This window comes from Daejeonella sp. H1SJ63 (assembly GCF_029360775.1).
GTDB lineage: Bacteria > Bacteroidota > Bacteroidia > Sphingobacteriales > Sphingobacteriaceae > Daejeonella.
The window spans coordinates 89,062-109,628 of the sequence record NZ_JARKMZ010000002.1; the positions used below are offsets into that span (position 1 = coordinate 89,062).

Consider the following 20,567-nt stretch of genomic DNA (forward strand, 5'->3'; position numbering starts at 1 on the left):
ATTTATTTAGTGTTGAGTTCGATACAAATTTCGCGGATAGAATCCGATATAGGTTTAAAGTCCAAATTTAAGGTCTTTTTAATTTTCTCGTTTGAATACTTTCGTTTTTTGAAAGCACTTATTGCTGTTTCCCGGGTAAGGTTGAATTTTTTACCGCTGAGCATCGATATCAGGCGTGTTCCCAATAAAGCGAAATGCATCATCCAGGGTTTTAATGCTACAGAAGGAGGTGTTTTCCCCAGATTTATGGCCGCTTCCGTGAAAATCTCTTTGTAAGTGCGATTTTCAGAATTAATAATGAAACGTTCATCAGTAATATCTGAATTCATTAACAGAATCATTGCCCTGGCCACATCTTCAACATCCACATATCCTGAACTTCCTCCCGGATAGTAATTAAGGCCGGTACGGATCTTCTCGAAAAGCTGTCCGCTGCCTTTCTTGCCCGCATTTTTCCCTATAATGATTGATGGGTTTACAATTACAGCATTCAGGCCTTCAGCTGCTGCCCTGAAAACTTCCATTTCACTTTCGTATTTGCTGATGGAATAATTACTGTGCTCCGGACTGAACTCCCATTGATCATTTTCTGTGATCAGTTCGCTTTTTTTACTGTTTCCCAGCGCCGCTATTGAACTTACATGCAAAAACCGGCTGATATTGTTTTCCATGGAAATGTTAAGAAGGTTAACCGTTCCCTCAACATTTATTTTATGCATTTTTTTCTTGCCGGCAGAGTCGAAAGATATCATCGCAGCGCAGTGGTATACCCGGCTTACTTTTTCCATGGCTTCTTTCAAAGAGAAATAATCAAGGATATCGGCATTGACCCATTCGATATTTTTTTCATTCTCAAGGAGAGCCGGTATCCGGGATTCTGCGCGTTTAATTGCCCTCACTTTTTCTTCGCTGAGCAATAACTGTCTGATGAGTTCAGACCCTAAAAAACCGGTTCCGCCGGTAACTAAAATCATCCGGATGAATTTTTTTAAATGCTTTCAAAAGTAACTGAATAAACTGATATTTGCTTTGTTCTGTTCCTTAATTCACATAATTTCAATTTTGTTTTAGACATAATCAGGCAGGAAGCCAACAGATGCCTATCTTACACAATTACCTGAAAAATTAAACTATGTCATTATCCGATTTCCTTAGTCCTGTTGATTTCAATGAACTGACTCCCGAAAATGGGTTTTATACCAGCCATTTAGGATCTAAAATTGAAGTCTATCATTCTGATTTTCCGGATTTGGATGAAAACAAATTTGACATTGCAATCATAGGAGTTCAGGAAGGCCGGAATTCTGAAGGCAATGAGGGTACAGCAGAAGCCGCAGATATTTTCAGGAAGCATTTTTATGCGCTGAATGAGGGGAATTATACCACCCGCATTGTGGATATGGGTAATATCAAGACCGGACACAAGGTCTCTGATACCTATGTGGCATTGAAACTTCTTACTGCCGAACTAATGAAGAAGAATATTCTTCCTGTCATTATCGGAGGAAGTCAGGATCTGACCTATCCTCAGTTCATGGCTTACGAAGAACTGGAACAGAAGGTAGATTTGCTGGTTGTGGATTCTCGTTTTGATCTGGAAGAAAATGCCGAAGGGACTATTGAAACAACATCTTCATCCTATCTGAATAAGATTTTTTTACACGAACCGAACTTTCTTTTCAATTTCAGCAATATAGGCTATCAAACCTTTTTTGTGAATCAGGAAAGTTTGAAAGTGATGGAAAAATTATATTTTGATGCTCACAGACTGGGAGATTTTGCAGAAAGTATGAATGTTTCCGAGCCGATTATCCGGAATGCGAACATGGTCAGCTTTGATATTTCAGCCATTCGCTCTTCGGATGCATGCGGAAATGCGCATGCCACTCCAAATGGATTTTATGGGGAGCAGGCTTGTCAGATTTCGCGTTATGCCGGTATGAATGATAAACTTTCATCCATCGGGTTTTATGAGTTTAATCCTGAGTTTGACAGGAACGGGCAAACTGCAATGCTTCTTTCGCAAATGGTCTGGTACTTTGTTGATGGTTTTTACAACCGCAAAAAGGAATTCCCGATGCTGCCGAAATCTCAGTACTTAACTTACCGTACAAGTTTGAAAGATGGTTCGCACGAACTGGTATTTATCAAAAGCAAGAAGTCTGACAGATGGTGGATGCAGGTTCCTTACCCTTCCGGAGGGTCTAAAAATGAAAGACACCATCTGGTTCCATGTACTTATGAGGATTATCTGTCTGCCAATAACGGAGAAATGCCTGATTTGTGGTGGAGGACTTATCAGAAACTGATTTGATGTGTTGCCTGTTACAGGTTATCTGTTTTCAGACAAAGCGAAAATGTAAATACTGATAATTTATATTTTCCATGTGTGCAAGCCTCATAACAGGTAACAGACGACTGATAATATTTTTATATCTTCACTCTAATTCAGAACTTTCCAAATGCTACTTCTCGGTATCGACCTCGGCACTTCATCTATTAAAGTTTCAGTTGCAGATTCTCAGACACAAAAGAGTCTTTGTACCGTTCAGTATCCCGAAACGGAAACAGGGATCATTGCTGAGCAGGCCGGATGGGCCGAGCAATCGCCGGAAATATGGTGGGAGCATGTTCAGAAAGCTATTTTGAAAGCAAATGCATCAGGGTTTTATGATCCTTCTGATATTGCTGCAATTGGTATTGCTTACCAGATGCACGGACTGGTACTGGTTGATAAGGATCAGAAAGTACTCAGAAATTCAATTATCTGGTGCGACAGTCGTGCTGTAGGCATTGGAAACGAGGCTTTAAATGCAATAGGAGAACAGAAATGTCTTTCACATCTGCTGAATTCTCCGGGAAATTTTACCGCTTCCAAACTGGCCTGGGTTAAGCAGAATGAGCCCGGAATTTTTGAGAGAATTGATAAAGTGACGCTTCCCGGCGATTTTATTGCTATGAAACTGACCGGTAATATTACCACCACTATATCAGCCCTGTCTGAGGGAGTGTTTTGGGATTTTCAAAAGAACGACCTTTCGGAGGATGTACTCGCTTATTTCGGGTTTAGCAGGGATATAATTCCGGAGATTAAACCGGTATTTGCAGAGCATGGTAGTTTGGGGGTAAAGCAAGCGGATAGTTTAAATTTGCGAAGTGGTATTCCGGTTACATATAAAGCCGGAGACCAGCCCAATAATGCACTTTCGCTGAATGTACTTAAGCCGGGAGAGGTTGCTGCCAATGGAGGTACTTCGGGAGTGATTTATGGAATTTCAGACCAGCTGACCTATGATCAGCAGTCCAGAATCAATAGTTTTGCTCATGTAAATTACAGCAATGAACAAAAGCGGATAGGCGTACTTTTATGTATCAACGGTACAGGAATAATGAACCGCTGGGCTAAAGATGTAATCGGCGCCGGGATCAGCTATGATACAATGAATGCTAAGGCTAAAGAGGTCAGCATCGGTAGTGCCGGGCTCAGGATCATTCCTTTTGGAAATGGTGCCGAGCGTATGCTGAATAACAGGAATGTTGGTGCTCATTTTCATCATATCGATTTGAATAAACATAGCTCCGCCCATATTTTCAGGGCAGTACAGGAGGGAATTGCCTTTGCTTTTCGCTACGGATTAGATATTATGCGTGAAAATGGGATGCATCCCGCCATTATACGTGCCGGGAAAACCAATCTGTTTTCCAGCGAGCTTTTTATGGAAACCTTTGTGAATGCCTGCGGAGTTCCGCTCGAATTATACAGTAATGAAGGAAGTATCGGTGCAGCTATCGGTGCAGGCATTGGCCTTGGAGAGCTGAGTACTGAAAATGCATACTCAAATCTGAAACCACTGAGTAAGATCGAACCTCAAAAATCAGCAGAATACGAGGCGATTTATCAGGAATGGAAAGGGATTTTGGAGGAGCACTTATAATCAAGCCACATTACTTTTTCCTGTAATAATTATCTGCAAAGCGTATAAATTGCTTCCAGTCATAAACCCTCAGGTCATGCTTCCCTTCCCGGTTATGATAAGCCAGGGGTGGTTCTGTGATGGGTGTGTTTAATCCCGGAGCTACTTCGGGCAATTTTGATTTTTTACCATACAGGCCATAAACATTTTCAGCGTTTTTCAGGGATAAGAAAGTGCCTTTGGGATCAGCCCAAAGATCTTCGGAAGCATTGGTTGCATAAACCGGCCTTGGTGCGATCAATGAAATCAGCATGTGCTGATCAACAGGAAGAAGCTCTTCATGATCATTGTATTTCTTATAATTCGTATTAAACCAATGCGGGAAAGTGGTATTGATCACTTTCACACGCTCTCCGAATTGCCTGCGGGCCAATGCTGCTCCGGTATTTCCTGAGCAATTGCTGATACACAGTGCAAAACGCTGATCATTGGCAGCAGCCCATAAGGAGGCCTTGCCACCACGTGAATGGCCGGTAATGGCAACTCTCTTTGCATCGATTTGTGGATCTGTTTCAAAATAATCCATTACCCGGCTGGCGCCCCATCCCCAGGCAGCAATCGCCCGCATGCCATTATTGGCATTCAGTTGCTCAGGGTACAACTGAAGCACCCCGTTCATAAACTCATTTTTATCATCGGGAGCCATATCGCTTACATGTATGGCTGCAATAGCATAACCACTTTCAATGAGCACCTCTGCAGGCCAGAATTCACTTTTAACTAAGCGGGTTGGATCAGTATTTTCCTTGCCCCGGTTATTGATCAGAAGAAATGCAGGAGAAGGTGATTTTGCATTATTCGGGATAAACAGGGTGAGGTTTATGGCGATGCGTTTATGATTACGGAATACCTCAATCAGCACTTCTTTGAGATGTGCCTTGCCATTCATGCTGTTCCGGTCTTCATTTTTCAGCGAAAATTTGATCTCGTCAAAATCCTTTGGTATTGGTCCGTAAATGTTTTCGGCAAAGAGCTCAAGCACTTCCGGTCTTCTTAGTTTTTCCCAGGCTTTTGCTGACTTTATTGCTTTCCCGGAACCTGTTTTAAGCACTTCCGGCAGGGTATAAACCGGAACTTTAGCTTCATCGTAATTTGTTGTGGCCGGACGCTGGGCTTTAATACTGAGGGCCGAAATAACGATGAAGAAAATGCTAAGCAATGATTTCATAGGATTTGAATATTTGATTAATAAATATAATTATGAATTAGCCATTCTCATTAAAATCTCTAAATTAGAAAATATAAAATTTCATTATGGCAAACATTATAACCGGAGAGAAAGAGTTTTTTAAGGGCATAGGACAGATCAAATTTGAGGGCCCTGAATCAGATAATCCACTGGCATTTCGCTGGTACGATGAGAACAGGCTTATTGGAGGCAAAACGATGAAAGAAATTTTGCGTTTCGCCTGTGCCTACTGGCATTCATTTGTAGGAAACGGATCTGACCCTTTCGGTGAACCAACCCATATTTTTCCGTGGGATGCGAAAAGCGATGCGGTTGACCGTGCAAAAGATAAAATGGATGCGGCCTTTGAATTCATTACTAAAATGAACCTCCCGTATTACTGTTTCCACGATGTGGATGTGGTAGATTATGGAAACGATATCACCGTGAACGAAAGAAGATTGCAGGCAATCACAGCCTATGCAAAACAAAAGCAGCAGGCCAGCGGAGTGAAATTATTATGGGGTACAGCCAACCTCTTTTCGCATCGCCGTTATATGAACGGAGCATCAACCAATCCTGATTTTCATGTGCTGACACATGCCGGAGCACAGGTAAAAGCAGCCCTGGATGCTACCATTGCCCTGAACGGTGAAAACTATGTATTCTGGGGTGGTCGTGAAGGATACATGAGTCTGCTGAATACCGATATGAAACGTGAGCAGGAGCATCTTGCAAAATTCCTGCACATGGCGAGGGATTATGCCCGTAAAAATGGATTTAAGGGTACTTTCTTTATTGAACCCAAACCCTGTGAACCAAGCAAGCATCAGTATGATTATGATGCCGCTACTGTGATCAGTTTCCTGCGTCAGTATGATTTGATGGGCGATTTTAAACTGAATATTGAAGTAAATCATGCCACGCTTGCCGGACATACTTTCCAGCATGAACTTCAGGTAAGTGCCGATGCTGGCTTACTTGGATCAATTGATGCCAACCGTGGCGATTACCAGAACGGATGGGATACTGACCAGTTTCCAAATAATATCAATGAGCTTGCAGAAGCGATGCTTGTAATTCTCGAAGCCGGAGGTTTTGACGGCGGAGGTATTAATTTTGATGCCAAGATTCGCAGAAATTCAACTGATCCCGCCGATTTATTTTATGCTCATATTGGTGGTATGGACACCTTTGCCCGTGCCCTGATTGTTGCTGATAATATTTTGAATAAATCTGATTACCGTAAGGTCAGGGAAGATCGTTATGCTTCATTTGATTCAGGGAAAGGCAAAGATTTTGAAGCGGGAAAGCTGAGCCTGGAAGATCTTAGAAACCTTGCAGTTGAAATGGGCGAGCCTGATGTTAGAAGTGGAAAGCAGGAGTACCTGGAGAATTTGGTGAACAGGTATATTTAAGAGGGGGCGGAGGTGCTAAAATGTGTCACATTCCTTTCCAAACCATCGACTGACACCCAAAAATGAGTAAGCAAAGCTTGAAAATTTTTACTCTCGAAGAAATCACTGATAAACATATCGGTCAGACCGGAACACCCAGGCGTGAAGCTTTTGAAAATGAATTGTGTCTCGACCTGCTGGGAGAAGCGATCAAACAGGCACGTTTAGACCGTAAATTAACACAGGAAGAATTGGGTAAGCTGGTTGGGGTTCAAAAGGCTAAAATCTCCAAACTTGAAAACAGCCTGACCGATGCCCGGGTAGAGACAATCCTGAAAGGTTTCAAAGCACTAAATGCGAAAATTAGCTTTAGCGTGGAAATGAACAATTAATATTGTCAAAATGAAAGATTCGCAGCCGGATAAGTTTAAAATAGGCCCAAAACCCAGGGCCGATTGGGAGAAATCATTTAAGGTTATGCATGATCGTGGTGATGACGAATTGCTGATTCAGGATGTATTTGAGGATGAAGTTTTTGAAATATGGACTGATGATAATCGGTCCAATGAGTCAAATAAACCTTGAGTACCTTAAACCTAATCCATAACACCCCATTAATCTTTCTCGATAAGATCAGCGCCGGCCTGTCCGGAAAGATCTATGCCAAGGCAGAACATATGCAGCCGGGAGGAAGTGTCAAAGACCGGGCAGCCTATCAGATTATTCTGGATGCCTATGAGAATGGGAGTTTGAAAAGAGGGCAAACGGTTGTGGAAATGACCAGCGGGAATATGGGTGCCGGCCTGGCTTTGGTATGCCGGCAGTTTGGTAATCCTTTTGTTGCCGTGATGTCGGAAGGGAACAGTCCTGAACGGTTAAAAATTCTTCAGGCATTCGGGGCAGAAGTTATACTTACTAAGCAGGTGGATGGTTTGCCGGGCATGGTTACCGGTGCAGACATTGCCTTTGCCATAGCATTTGCAAAAGATATTGCTCAGAACAGGAATGCATTCTATGCAGATCAGTTCAATAATCCATCATGTATCCGTGCACATTTTAACCATACCGGGCCTGAAATTTTGCAGGAGCTGCCGGATATTGATGTGTTTATGGCATCTGTAGGTAGTGGCGGAGCATTCCTCGGGACTTCTAAGTACCTGAAATCGATTAATCCAGGCATTAAATGCATTGCCGTAGAACCCGAAAAGGCAGCTATCCTGAAAACAGGGAAGGTGGATGAGCCAAAACATATTATTCAGGGTACGGCCTATGGCTTAATCCCTCCGCATTGGGATGAAAAACTTGCTGATGATTTTATTACAGTTAGTGATCAGGAAGTAATGGATATGAAAAAATGTTTATCAGCTGATCAGGGGCTTTACGTGGGATATTCAGCGGGAGCGAACGTTCTGGCAGCAAAGAAATTTTTGATAGAACAGGGAAAGCCATTGAACATTGTCACTGTACTTTGTGATTCGGGCTATAAATACGGTGATTAAATCACTTAATTGGCTTGTAAATTCAGATTATCTGAGTATTTGACATGCCTTTTGGAACACGTCAAACGGCTGGTATTTTCAGTGTCATTGCAAGGAGGTACGACGAAGCAATCTTAGGATAACTAGTATTAAAAGTATGGAGATTGCTTCTCCGCCCAAAGCGGATCGCAATGACATCTCCACAACTCACGACAGACGCCAGAATCACACAATCCCTGTCCCATCTTCAATCGCTACCTCATAAACAAACATTTCTGTTCCCGTTTTGGATAGGTAAGCATCCGAAACCTTTTTTATAAGGTCCTCAGCTGCTTCTGTCTTTACCAGATTGATCGTGCAGCCTCCAAAACCTCCGCCCATCATACGGGCACCGATTACCGCAGGATTATCCTTTACAAGATCAACCAGCAGATCCAGCTCATCACAGCTTACTTCATAGAGATCTTTCAAACCGGCATGCGTTTCAAACATTCGCTTGCCGAAGCTGATCAGATCATCTTTTTCCAGGTCAGCACAGCCTTTTAAGAGTCTTTGAATTTCCTGAACTACATAGGTGCATCTCCGGTAAACTATTTCGTCAACCGGCTTAACAAAAGTGTCGAGCATTTCCTGATTTGCATCGCGCAAACTTCTTACTTCGGGATAGAATTCCTGTATCAGATCTACACCCTTTTCGCATTGTTCCCGGCGTTCATTATAGGCAGAGTCGGCAAGTGAATGTTTTACCCTGGTATCAAACAGAATGACCCTAATTCCATTGGCATGAAAAGGGACATGGACATAGTTTAAATTACGGCAATCCAGACGGATCAGATGTTCCCTTTTTCCGAAAACACTGGCAAACTGATCCATAATTCCGCATTTTACCCCAACAAATTCATTTTCTGCAGCCTGTCCTATTGCAACAAGATCCATTTTTTCATAACCAAGTCTGAAGAGCTCATTCAAAGCAAAAGCTGCGGCACATTCCAGAGCTGCTGATGATGAAAGTCCGGCACCGGGAGGTATATCGCCTCCAAAAACGATATTGAATCCATTTTTTAGCTTGTGTTTCTTCTGAATCTGTTCAACTACCCCCAGAATATAATCAGGCCATAGTTTTCCGGAAGGAAAGATGTTATGCATGCCCGTCTGATAATGTGCATCATAATCCAGTGAGTAAATGCTGATTGCCTGATCGTCACGTTTCTGTATACCCAGCCAGATGGCTTTATTGATCGCTGCAGGCAGTACATAACCCATATTATAATCCAGATGTTCACCAATCAGATTAATCCTTCCCGGTGAACGGATGATCAGTGCTTCCTGACCGAAAAGTTCTTTGAATTTAGTTTTGATAGTGTTAGGGTAGTCTGCCGGTGGTATAATCATCATAGTCCAAACTTCCTGATTTATCTTCATTTTTAATAGTTTAAAGAATTATTTATGATTCATTTCTAAGTGCGGTAGAAGGAAATTTCAATATCAATCAAATAATTTTTAACAAGAAAGCATTAAATAGTAGTTTTATTCGTTTTCTACTTATTTAAACATATGCGATACTTAAGATTTTACTTTTTTACTTTCCTGGCTTTGTCTTTTTTCACAGGCTTTGCTCAGCAAAATAATTATACAATTAGCGGTACGATTGGAAATAAGAGTGTCAAAGCTCTTTATTTAACGCAAATGGCCTTTTTAGGCAATGCAAAGCCAAAAGTAGAACGCCTTTTGGTGGAAAACGGAAAATTTAGTGCAAGTGGGAGTATTGATGATCCGATGCTGGCGTTCATCTCCGATAAAGAAGATTTCAGAAATGAAACGGCAGAAAAAAAGCAATTTTTTATTGATAAAGGTAATCTTAGTATAGATATTAAAGATGCATTTGAAAGTGCAGAAGTCAGGGGTTCAAAAGCTTTCGACCAGTTTATTGATTATTCTGAGGCTCAGGCTCCGTTTATAGCTAAATTAGCTGCAATTGAAGAGGAGGCAGGGAAAAAAGTTAATAATGGACTATCTCAGGATTCAGTCTTTGCACTTTATCGCATCCCTTTCAAAAATGCATCAAAGGAAATGCAGGATTTTAGAAGAAGATATATCAATGAGCACAGGGGTATGTTTTTTTCTATGCTTCTGATTCCTTCACTTGCTGAAAGTACCGGAGATTATCTTGAGTCGGAAAGTTTGTTCAGAAATATGAGTCCTTCATTGCAGGCAAGTTCAACCGGCAAGCTGATCGAGGAGCATATAAAAAGTCAGAAGAAAACATCTTTAGGAGCTTTAGCTCCTGATTTTGCATTGGCAGATACATCAGGGAAGGCTGTTCCTCTTTCATCATTAAAAGGGAAATATGTATTGCTGGATTTCTGGGCAGCATGGTGCGGACCCTGCCGTCAGGAAAATCCTAATGTTGTTAAAGCCTTTGAAACCTTTCAGGATAAAGGATTTACTGTATTCGGTGTTTCGCTCGACAGGGATAGAAAAAGCTGGCTCAATGCAATCAGACAGGACAAACTCAACTGGCAGCATGTGTCTGATTTAAAATACTGGAACAGTGAGGCAGCCGCTCTGTATGGAATAAGCAGTATTCCCCGTAATTTCCTGCTTGATCCCGGTGGAAAAATAATTGGCAGGGATCTTCGCGGAGAGGATCTGATCGATAAACTGAATGAGCTTTTTCCGAAAAAGAACTGATCTGCTATTATAAATTCATCAGATCTGTTCCGATATCGGTACGGAAATACCTGGCATCAAAATAGATTCTGCCCGCATCTGCTGTAGCACACTGAACGGCATCAAACAGGTTATCCTGTAGTGAGGTGATGGCAATTACCCGTCCCCCGTTGCTTTTCACTACCCCATTGTCTAATTCTGTACCTGCATGAAATGCAGTTGAATGCTTCAGATTTTCGATACCTGTAATTGGTTTTCCTTTCAGATATTCTCCCGGATAACCACCCGCAACAATCATTACTGTTGCAGCAGTTTTGCCTGAGATCTTCAATTTCTTTTCAGACAAAGTCTGGTTTGCAACTCCCTCAAAAAGATCAATCAGGTCGCTTTCAATTCTCGGTATTACACTCTCGGTCTCCGGGTCGCCCATGCGTACATTATACTCGATTACATGCGGTTCTTTACCCTGCGGACTTTCAGAAGCCATCAAACCGATAAAAATAAAGCCTTTGTAGGGGATGTTATCCTTTTTTAAGCCCTCAATGGTAGGGATGATGATGCGGTCTTCCACTTTTTTCATAAATGTTGCATCAGCAAATGGAACAGGCGAGATAGAACCCATACCTCCGGTGTTTAAGCCGGTATCACCTTCACCTATACGCTTATAATCTTTCGCTTCAGGAAGGATCTTGTATGATTTTCCATCGGTTAGCACAAATACAGAAAGTTCAATTCCGGTAAGGAATTCTTCGATAACGACTGTGCTGCTCGCTTCGCCGAATTTTGCATCGGCAAGCATAGCCTTTAGTTCTTTCCTTGCATCCTCCAGTGTCTCACAGATCAGCACGCCTTTTCCGGCAGCTAAGCCATCGGCTTTAAGAACGATAGGCAGCTTTTGGGTTTCCAGGTATTTTAGCCCTTCCTCCAGTTCTGATTTGGTAAAGGAGCGGAAGGCAGCAGTTGGAATTTTGTGCCTGATCATGAACTGTTTTGAGAAATCCTTGCTTCCTTCGAGCTGGGCACCCTCTTTTTGCGGACCGATCACCGGAATATCTTTCAGATCCGGATGATTCAGAAAAAAATCATGAATTCCCTTTACCAATGGTTCCTCCGGCCCGACGATAAGCATGTTGATATCATTCTTCAGGACGAAATCAGCAATTCCCTCAAAGTCTGTTACTCTGAGGTTCACATTTTTACCGTATGCTGGAGTGCCGGCATTCCCCGGAGCAACGTATAACTGGGTTAATTTCGGACTTTGAGCCAATTTTGAGGCGAAAGCGCTTTCGCGTCCGCCTGAACCAAGTAATAGGATATTCATGCTGTAAAGATAGGGCGAATTAGCTAATCATCAAATTTGTGGCTTAGTCAATTGTTGATTTATAGGCCTATCCTGCCCGGACCTTACAGCCTGAGTCGTATGAGCTGCATAAATTAAGCATACAATCTGTCTTTACCTGTGAGATACAACGCACACCGATTTGATTATAAATACTGTTACATAGATCACTTATCTCCTGATTTCTAATAATAATCGTAATTTTGCGCCCTGATTTATGCCATTATGACTATTATTGGGCAATGGCGTAATTCTTGTTAATTTGATTCAAAATATTTCATATACATGTTAGGACTTTTAAGCAAACTTTTCGGCAGTAAATCAAATCGTGATATAAAGCAGATTCAGCCCCTGGTTGAAAAAATAAAAGAAGAGTATTCTAAATTATCTTCTATCAGTAATGACGATCTAAGACAGAAAACTCTTGATTTCAAGGCTCGTATTCAGGAATATCTGGCCGATATTGATAAAGAAACTGCAGTAGTAAGAGCAAAGGCAGAGTCAGAGGATCTTCCGATGAATGAGAAGACTGAGCTTTATGACCAGCTTGACAAACTCCTGAAAGACCGCGACAGTGAACTTGAGAAAGTATTGATGGATATTCTTCCGGAAGCTTTTGCGGTTATGAAAGAAACGGCTCGTCGTTTCACTGAGCATAAAACCATTGAAGTTACTGCTACCCAGGCCGACAGAGAGCTGGCAGCACGTAAGAAGAACGTATTGATACAGGGTGATAAAGCTATTCACCATAATACCTGGATCGCTGCCGGTACGGAAGTTACCTGGAATATGATCCATTACGATGTACAGCTGATTGGTGGTATCGTATTGCATCAGGGTAAAATTGCCGAAATGGCTACCGGAGAGGGTAAAACACTTGTTGGAACCCTGCCTGCATATCTTAATGCGTTATCCGGACAAGGAGTTCATATCGTAACTGTGAACGATTATCTTGCCCGTCGTGACTCTGAATGGAATGGCCCAATATTCGAATTCCACGGATTAACAGTTGATTGCATCGACAAGCACATGCCGAATTCTGAGGAGCGTCGTAAGGCTTATCTGGCAGACATCACTTTTGGTACCAATAATGAATTTGGTTTCGACTATCTGCGTGACAATATGACATTGAATCCGGAGAGTCTGGTTCAGCGTAAATTGCATTTCGCAATGGTTGATGAGGTTGACTCGGTACTGATTGATGATGCCAGAACCCCCCTAATTATTTCAGGGCCTATTCCCCGCGGTGATGAGCATGAATTCTATGAGTTAAAACCACGTATTGAGCGTTTGGTTACGGCTCAGAAGAATTTCATTAACGGAGTATTGAATGAGGCTAAAAAGCTGATTGCCGAGGGTCATACCGGTCCGCAGGAAGGTGGATTGGCTTTATTACGGGCATACCGAGGATTGCCAAAGAGTAAAGCGCTGATCAAATTTCTGAGTGAGCCGGGCATGAAACAGGTGCTGACCAAATCTGAGCATCACTACATGGAAAATCAGAATAAGGAAATGCCTAAGGTCGATGCCGAGCTTTTCTTTGTGATTGATGAAAAAAATAACCAGGTTGAATTAACTGAAAAGGGTATCGAACTGATCACCTCAGCTGGCGAAGATCCGCATTTCTTCGTGATGCCTGATGTGGGTACTGAGATCGCTGAACTGGAGAAATCGAGTCTCTCTACCGAAGAGAAAATAGATAAAAAGGATCAGCTCATGCGCGATTTTTCAATAAAATCGGAGCGTATCCACTCGGTTAACCAATTATTAAAAGCTTATACACTCTTCGAGATTGATGTGGAATATATCGTTGATGAGGGTAAAATTAAACTGGTAGATGAGCAAACCGGCCGTATTATGGACGGACGCCGTTATTCTGACGGATTACATCAGGCGATAGAGGCTAAAGAAAATGTGAAGGTTGAAGATGCAACTCAGACCTATGCTACCATTACTTTACAGAATTTCTTCAGAATGTACCACAAACTATGTGGTATGACCGGTACAGCGGTTACAGAAGCAGGCGAATTATGGCAGATCTATAAGCTGGATGTAGTTGAAATTCCGACAAATATCACTGCAAAGCGTAAAGATCATGAGGATATGGTTTACCGTACCGTTCGTGAAAAATATAATGCGGTAGCAGATGAAATAACAAAATTAACACAGGCGGGCCGTCCGGTACTTGTGGGTACAACATCAGTTGAGATCTCTGAATTGCTTAGCCGAATGCTGAAGTTGAGAGGTATTAAGCATAACGTACTGAATGCGAAACTGCACCAGAAAGAGGCAGATATCGTTGCTGAAGCAGGTCAGGCAGGAACGGTAACCATTGCAACCAACATGGCGGGTCGTGGTACAGATATAAAGCTTGGCCCAGGTGTTAAAGAGGCCGGAGGTTTGGCCATTGTGGGTACCGAGCGCCATGAATCACGTCGTGTCGACAGACAGCTGCGCGGTCGTGCGGGTCGTCAGGGTGATCCGGGATCAAGTCAGTTCTTTGTTTCCCTTGAGGATAACCTGATGCGTTTATTCGGATCTGAGCGGATTTCTAATATCATGCTCAGAATGGGTATTGAAGAGGGTGAGGTTATTCAGCATTCAATGATTACAAAATCCATTGAGCGTGCACAGCGTAAAGTGGAAGAAAACAACTTTGGAGTTCGTAAGCGTTTGCTTGAATATGATGACGTGATGAACTCTCAGCGCTCAGTAGTTTATGCAAAGCGTAAAAATGCATTGTTTGGTGAGCGTCTGGATGTGGATCTGAATAATACCATATTTGATGTTGTTGAAGATATCGTTTCTGAATACAAGGATCAGAGTAATTATGAAGGTTTCCAGATGGAGATCATCCGCATATTCTCTGTAGATCCGGAAATGACAGAAAAGCAATTTGCTGAAACGAATATTTATAACCTGACCGACAAGATCTTTGAAAAGATCAATGATTTTTATCACCGTAAACTTGAGGCTATTGCTCACCAGACCTTCCCGGTTCTGGAGGGTGTTTTGAGAGAGCGTGGAGATATGATCGAAAACATTGTTGTTCCCTTCTCAGATGGTATCCGTTCGGTACAGGTAGCTGCAAATCTTAAAAAAGCGGTTGAAACTAAAGGGTACGAAGTGTTTAAAGCTTTTGAAAAGACTGTGGTACTTGCCCTTATTGATGATGCCTGGAAAGAACATCTTCGTGAAATGGATGAGCTGAAACAGTCGGTACAGAATGCTGTTTACGAGCAGAAAGATCCATTGATTGTGTATAAAATGGAAGCTTTCAGCATGTTTAAGCAGATGCTGGCTACCGTAAATAAAGATATTGTAAGCTTCCTGTTCAAGGGGAATATTCCAAGTCAGGAGCCTGATGAAGTGCGTGAGGCCCGCCCTCAGCCCCGTCAGGATATGAGCAAACTCAAGATTTCAAAACCTGAACTTGCCCAGACTGCAAATGGTATGCCGGTAGATGACACGCGCGAGATTCAGAAAACACAGCCTATTCGTGCTGAGGTTAGAGTTGGCAGAAATGATCCATGTCCTTGCGGAAGTGGTAAGAAGTACAAAAACTGTCATGGTGTAGGTCTTGATTGATCATGTTCCGGAAAATTATCATAGGTCTTTTGCTTTTTGCTGCCTCATTTTTAAATGCTGCAGCTCAGGAAAAGGGCAGGGTTGTGGTAGTTAAGGATCCTAAGATCGATAGTCTGATAGCCAAAAGACTCGAATTGAATAAGAGTACCGTCCCCGGTAAAAGTATTATGGTATCCGGTTTCCGTGTTCAGGTATTTTCGGGCTTGGACCGCCAGCAGGTTTATGCTGAGCAAACTAAATTTAAATCACGGTTCCCCGGAACCGGTACTTATATCACTTATACCCAGCCCAACTACAGGTTAAGGGTTGGTGATTTTCGTACCAGACTGGAAGCCGAAAAATTTATGAATGAACTGAAAAAATACTATTCTTCGATGTTTATTTTTTCTGAACTGATAATTCTACGCTAATGTTAAAAGATAAGATCACCCAACTTGCAGAACAGATTCATGGTAATGTGGTAGAGAACCGCCGGCATTTACATGCTAACCCCGAACTTTCATTTCATGAGTATGAAACTTCGGCCTTTGTAGCTAAAAAACTGGATGAACTGGGAATCGGCTATGAAAAAATGGCAAATACGGGATTGGTCGCTTTGATTAAAGGGGCAAAGCCTTCTGATGCAGTAGTTGCTCTGCGTGCAGATATGGATGCTCTTCCGATTGTGGAAGCAAATGATGTGATTTACAAGTCTAAAAATCCGGGTGTGATGCATGCCTGCGGACATGATGTACATACTTCGTCGCTTTTAGGTACTGCAAAGATTCTTACTGAGCTAAAGGATGAGTTTGCCGGTACTGTAAAACTGATTTTCCAGCCTGCGGAAGAGAAACTCCCTGGTGGTGCCAATCTGATGATTCAGGAAGGGGTGCTTGAAAATCCCAAACCCGATGCAGTAGTTGGTCAGCATGTGATGCCATTGATTGAATCGGGCAAGGTTGGTTTCCGTGCAGGTAAGTACATGGCTTCAACAGACGAAATTTATGTAACAGTGCATGGTAAAGGAGGTCATGGTGCGCAGCCTCAGCAGAATATTGATCCGGTCCTGATTACATCGCATATTATCGTTGCCCTGCAGCAGATTGTAAGCCGTATTGCTGATCCGAAAACACCTTCAGTACTTTCATTCGGAAAAGTTATTGCCAACGGTGCCACTAATGTAATTCCTAATGAAGTATACCTTGAAGGTACCTTCAGAACAATGGATGAAGAGTGGAGGGCTAAGGCTCACGAAAAAATGAAGAAAATGGCCGAAGGTATTGCAGAAGCAATGGGCGGAAGCTGTGAGTTTAAAATCATGCGCGGATATCCTTTCCTGATCAATGAAGAAAAATTAACTGCAGATGTTCGTGCCTATGCCGAAGACTATCTGGGCAAAGAAAACGTTCTTGATCTGGATATCTGGATGGCTGCAGAAGATTTTGCCTATTATTCACAGGTGTCTGATGCCTGCTTCTACAGACTTGGAACAGGAAATGTGGCCAGAGGCATTACATCATCTGTACACACTCCTACCTTTGATGTGGATGAGGATTCACTCAGATTAAGTACCGGTTTGATGACTTATATTGCTTTAAAGCAATTGGGTAACTAAAGATTCCCTCTGGGAGTTAAAAAATATGATGAAGAGAATATACCTGCTCCTGAGCCTGATGAGTATTTGCGGATTAGGCTTTGCTCAGCAAATACCAAGATTTAATCCCGACACAGTTCTTACAGTAACTATTGACTCGGCCATCACGGTTTCATCAACGCGTTTAACGGTAGAGTCGTTTATCAATGAGATCATAAACGACACCAGTTTCTATGCTGCCTTCCGCAATATGAAGAAATACAGCTTCAATGCTGAGAACCGTATTTTCACTTATGATAAGAAGAACTCTGTAGAGGGTAAGGTTTATCGTAAGATCTATCATAATAATGAAGGTCCGTATAAAATGCAGTTCCTCGAAAAGAAGGATGAAGGCAATGTTTATAAGCGGAATGGAAAGTATTCTTTGTACACTGTAGAGATGTTTGATTACATCTTTATGAATGCCTATAATTCTGATTTTGTCCCCTCTGCACCTATAACCGGAGCCAAAGGCGAGAGCAACGAATCGTACAAGGATAAATTAAAAACCCTGATTTTTAGCCCCGGAAGGCCTATAAAAGGTGTCCCCTTTATCGGAAAGAAAACTGAAATATTTACTGCCAACATGCGGCAGTATTATGACTACTCATTCTTTCGTGGCACTTATCTTGATTCTATTCCGGTATATCGTTTTAAAGTAGTTATGAAGCCCGAGCTTTCGAACTGGACTAAAGACGGGCTGATGATCAAGGAGCTGACTACCATTTTTGATATGCGAAACTTTCAGATACTTGGCCGCTATGTAGATATGAAGTACGATAATTTCGCCTTTGATTTCGATGTGCAGATGAATATTGAGCTGGGTTACTTTGGGAATGATCAGACTCTGCTTCCAACCAAGATCACTTATCAGGGTAATTGGGATATCCCCTTTAAGCGACAGGAGAGGGCAAGTTTTCTGATTCTGCATAAAGGATATAAGTAATCTGCAGATGTACTGATAAAGGCCCGGTGGGCTTTAGAATTTCCGGGGAATTAATCTGAATTCGATTTTTCAGAACGAAAAATTCCTTATTTTTAAATCCCAGCTAAAAAAATTTGATTCCTAAAGATACCGTAGACAAGATCATTGAAACTTCCCGTATTGAGGAGGTGGTTGGAGATTTTGTATCCCTGAAAAGGCGCGGTACGAGCATGATCGGACTTTGTCCTTTCCATAATGAAAAAACCCCTTCATTTCATGTTTCTGTTGGCAAAGGCATTTATAAATGCTTTGGTTGCGGGAAGGGTGGCGACTCAGTTCGTTTTATCATGGATCATGAGAAAGCAACCTATCCTGAGGCCCTGCGGTATCTTGCAAACAAGTACGGAATTGAAATTGCGGAAGTTGAAAATACGCCTGAAGAGCAGGCTATAAATGATCGCCGTGAAAGTTTATACATTGTATCGGCCTGGGCAGCTAAATTCTTTCAGGGGCAGATGCTTGAAACCGATGAGGGGAAAAGTATTGGTCTGAGTTATTTCAAAGAGCGCGGTTTCAGGGATGACATTATCAAAAAGTTTGAACTGGGATACTCTCCGGATGTTTGGGATGCTTTGACACAGCAGGGAATAAAGGAAGGATATAATATCCAGTTTCTGGAAGAGACCGGACTAACGATCAGGAAAGACAATGAGAAATTCTATGACCGCTTCCGGGGCAGGGTTATGTTCCCAATTCATAGTTTTACAGGCCGGGTTATTGGTTTTGGTGGTCGTACCTTAAAAACAGATAAAGCGGTTCCGAAATATGTCAACTCTCCCGAAAGTGATATCTACCATAAATCGAATGTACTCTACGGCTTGTTTTTCGCGAAGAAATCCATGCGCGACGAGGATAATTGTTATCTGGTAGAAGGTTATGCAGATGTGCTCTCAGTACATCAGGCAGGTGTTGAGAATGTGGTTGCATCATCGGGAACTTCATTAACTATCGAACAGATCCGCCTGATCGGGCGGTTTACCAAAAATATAACCATTCTGTATGATGGAGATGAAGCCGGTATTAAAGCTTCGCTCAGAGGTCTGGATATGATTCTGGAAGAGGGATTGAATGTAAAAGTTGTTCTTTTTCCGGATGGTCACGACCCGGATTCCTATGTTCAGAAATTCGGTAGTTCGGCCTTTAAGACTCATATTGAGCAGAATAAAAAGGATTTTATACTTTATAAAACCAGCATACTTTTAAAGGATGCAGGTACTGATCCGATTAAACGTGCGGGAATTATCCGTGAAGTAGTAGAGAGTATTGCGAAGATTCCTGATGGTATCAAGGCTTCGGTTTTTGTACGCGAATGTAGTTCACTTCTTCAGATTGAGGAGCGGGTTCTTATTTCCGAACTGAATAAAATCAGGCTTGGCAGAGTCAAAAAGGAGTCGAACAGCTTTACTCCGCAGCCCGAACCTGAGTTTATTCCGCAGCCCGATTCTTCAGAGCTGAATGCTGTCACAGACAGTGATGATGCTCAGGAGAAAGAGATTGTCAGATTGCTGCTGAATTATGGTCATGAACTTGTTCACTGGGATGATATCACTGATACTTATATTGCGCCTTATATTATTGGAAATCTGAGCGATGTTACTTTTGATAACCCACTTTGCGTGAGAGTAATTGACGAGTATAAGAGTTTGCTGGAAGATGGAAAACTCCCGTCTGAACAGGATTTTATCAAACATTCTGATCATGAAATTGCCGATCTGGCTATTTCCATGGTTTCTTCTCCATATATTTTGAGCGAAAACTGGTATGCTAAGCGCAAAATCTATGTGAAAAATGAAAGCGAGAATCTCAAGTCGACGATTTTGGGTGGAATTTTTCATCTGAAGAAACGTAAGGTCGACGGTATTCTGAAAAAGATCAGAGAAGAAATTCAATCAGAACCTGATGCAGTTAATCAGGAAATTCTGATGCGCAGATATATGCAGGTAAAAGAAGTTGAGAAGGGGATCTCTATTTTTCTGGGTTCTGTAATTGTAAAATAATGGCCAGGCACAATGATTTCGGAGCGAATGGTGAACAAATTGCGCGAAGATATCTGGAAGAATCTGGCTATGAAATACTGGATCAAAACTGGACTTTCGGAAAGGCAGAAATTGATTTGATTGCCTACAAAGATTCGACCATAGTTTTTGCAGAGGTTAAAACCAGAAGAAATAATACTTTTGCTGAGCCTGAGGATTTTGTCAGCGATGAAAAACAAAGACTTCTGGCTTTTGCAGCTGATGAGTACATACATTTAATGGATCATCAGCATGAAGTTAGGTTTGATATTATTACAGTCCTGATCGATAGGTGCAATGAACCCGAGATCAGACATATAGAAGATGCCTTTTGGCCCTGA

Annotated in this window: 17 protein-coding genes; 13 read left to right on the forward strand and 4 right to left on the reverse strand. The window is 42.1% G+C overall.

Annotated elements, in window-relative coordinates; genetic code table 11:
* Positions 1-2: 2 nt before the first annotated feature.
* Positions 3-974: an NAD-dependent epimerase/dehydratase family protein gene (locus P2W72_RS01285; RefSeq protein ID WP_276359046.1), complete on the reverse strand. Its 972-nt coding sequence runs from the start codon at positions 972-974 to the stop codon at positions 3-5.
* A gap of 158 nt (positions 975-1,132) precedes the next feature.
* On the opposite strand from P2W72_RS01285, the gene P2W72_RS01290 reads away from it, so the two are divergent.
* Positions 1,133-2,314: a formimidoylglutamase gene (locus P2W72_RS01290; protein WP_276359047.1), complete on the forward strand. Its 1,182-nt coding sequence runs from the start codon at positions 1,133-1,135 to the stop codon at positions 2,312-2,314.
* Between the two features lie 148 nt (positions 2,315-2,462).
* Positions 2,463-3,935: an FGGY family carbohydrate kinase gene (locus P2W72_RS01295; RefSeq protein WP_276359048.1), complete on the forward strand. Its 1,473-nt coding sequence runs from the start codon at positions 2,463-2,465 to the stop codon at positions 3,933-3,935.
* Between the two features lie 10 nt (positions 3,936-3,945).
* Here the strand turns inward: P2W72_RS01295 and P2W72_RS01300 are convergent, their stop codons facing one another.
* Positions 3,946-5,142: a prolyl oligopeptidase family serine peptidase gene (locus P2W72_RS01300; protein ID WP_276359050.1), complete on the reverse strand. Its 1,197-nt coding sequence runs from the start codon at positions 5,140-5,142 to the stop codon at positions 3,946-3,948.
* An 86-nt stretch (positions 5,143-5,228) separates the two neighbouring features.
* Between P2W72_RS01300 and xylA the strand changes: the two genes are divergently transcribed.
* The 4 genes from xylA (at position 5,229) to P2W72_RS01320 (ending at position 8,038) form a co-directional block, all read left to right on the forward strand.
* Positions 5,229-6,560: a xylose isomerase gene (gene xylA / locus P2W72_RS01305; protein WP_276359051.1), complete on the forward strand. Its 1,332-nt coding sequence runs from the start codon at positions 5,229-5,231 to the stop codon at positions 6,558-6,560.
* A 62-nt stretch (positions 6,561-6,622) separates the two neighbouring features.
* On the forward strand, positions 6,623-6,931 hold the full coding sequence (locus P2W72_RS01310) for a helix-turn-helix transcriptional regulator (protein ID WP_276359052.1): 309 nt from the start codon (positions 6,623-6,625) through the stop codon (positions 6,929-6,931).
* A gap of 10 nt (positions 6,932-6,941) precedes the next feature.
* The gene (locus tag P2W72_RS01315) at positions 6,942-7,124 is read left to right on the forward strand and encodes a hypothetical protein (protein WP_276359053.1); all 183 of its coding nucleotides are present in this window, start codon (positions 6,942-6,944) and stop codon (positions 7,122-7,124) included.
* The gene (locus P2W72_RS01320; protein ID WP_276359054.1) at positions 7,121-8,038 is read left to right on the forward strand and encodes a cysteine synthase family protein; all 918 of its coding nucleotides are present in this window, start codon (positions 7,121-7,123) and stop codon (positions 8,036-8,038) included. Before P2W72_RS01315 ends, P2W72_RS01320 begins: the two co-directional genes overlap by 4 nt.
* A gap of 204 nt (positions 8,039-8,242) precedes the next feature.
* On the opposite strand, the gene galK is transcribed toward P2W72_RS01320, so the two are convergent.
* Positions 8,243-9,439, reverse strand: a complete 1,197-nt coding sequence (gene galK / locus P2W72_RS01325) for a galactokinase (protein ID WP_276359055.1) — start codon at positions 9,437-9,439, stop codon at positions 8,243-8,245.
* A gap of 132 nt (positions 9,440-9,571) precedes the next feature.
* On the opposite strand from galK, the gene P2W72_RS01330 reads away from it, so the two are divergent.
* On the forward strand, positions 9,572-10,708 hold the full coding sequence (locus tag P2W72_RS01330) for an AhpC/TSA family protein (RefSeq protein ID WP_276359056.1): 1,137 nt from the start codon (positions 9,572-9,574) through the stop codon (positions 10,706-10,708).
* Between the two features lie 7 nt (positions 10,709-10,715).
* On the opposite strand, the gene purD is transcribed toward P2W72_RS01330, so the two are convergent.
* Positions 10,716-12,008, reverse strand: coding sequence for a phosphoribosylamine--glycine ligase (purD, locus tag P2W72_RS01335; RefSeq protein ID WP_276359057.1), 1,293 nt, complete (start codon positions 12,006-12,008; stop codon positions 10,716-10,718).
* Positions 12,009-12,311: 303 nt separating this feature from the next.
* On the opposite strand from purD, the gene secA reads away from it, so the two are divergent.
* The 6 genes from secA to P2W72_RS01365 all read left to right on the forward strand — a co-directional run bounded on the left by secA (position 12,312) and on the right by P2W72_RS01365 (position 20,567).
* Positions 12,312-15,614, forward strand: a complete 3,303-nt coding sequence (gene secA / locus P2W72_RS01340) for a preprotein translocase subunit SecA (RefSeq protein WP_276359058.1) — start codon at positions 12,312-12,314, stop codon at positions 15,612-15,614.
* Between the two features lie 2 nt (positions 15,615-15,616).
* A complete protein-coding gene (locus P2W72_RS01345; RefSeq protein WP_276359059.1) occupies positions 15,617-16,024 on the forward strand; it encodes an SPOR domain-containing protein in 408 nt (135 codons plus the stop codon).
* Positions 16,024-17,208: a M20 family metallopeptidase gene (locus tag P2W72_RS01350; RefSeq protein ID WP_276359060.1), complete on the forward strand. Its 1,185-nt coding sequence runs from the start codon at positions 16,024-16,026 to the stop codon at positions 17,206-17,208. Before P2W72_RS01345 ends, P2W72_RS01350 begins: the two co-directional genes overlap by 1 nt.
* 28 nt (positions 17,209-17,236) lie before the next feature.
* Positions 17,237-18,172 carry a hypothetical protein gene (locus P2W72_RS01355; RefSeq protein WP_276359153.1) on the forward strand — a complete coding sequence of 312 codons (936 nt, stop codon included), beginning with the start codon at positions 17,237-17,239 and terminating at the stop codon, positions 18,170-18,172.
* 113 nt (positions 18,173-18,285) lie between these two features.
* Positions 18,286-20,208, forward strand: coding sequence for a DNA primase (dnaG, locus tag P2W72_RS01360; RefSeq protein ID WP_276359061.1), 1,923 nt, complete (start codon positions 18,286-18,288; stop codon positions 20,206-20,208).
* Positions 20,208-20,567, forward strand: coding sequence for a YraN family protein (locus P2W72_RS01365; protein WP_276359062.1), 360 nt, complete (start codon positions 20,208-20,210; stop codon positions 20,565-20,567). The genes dnaG and P2W72_RS01365 overlap by 1 nt, the downstream gene beginning before the upstream one ends.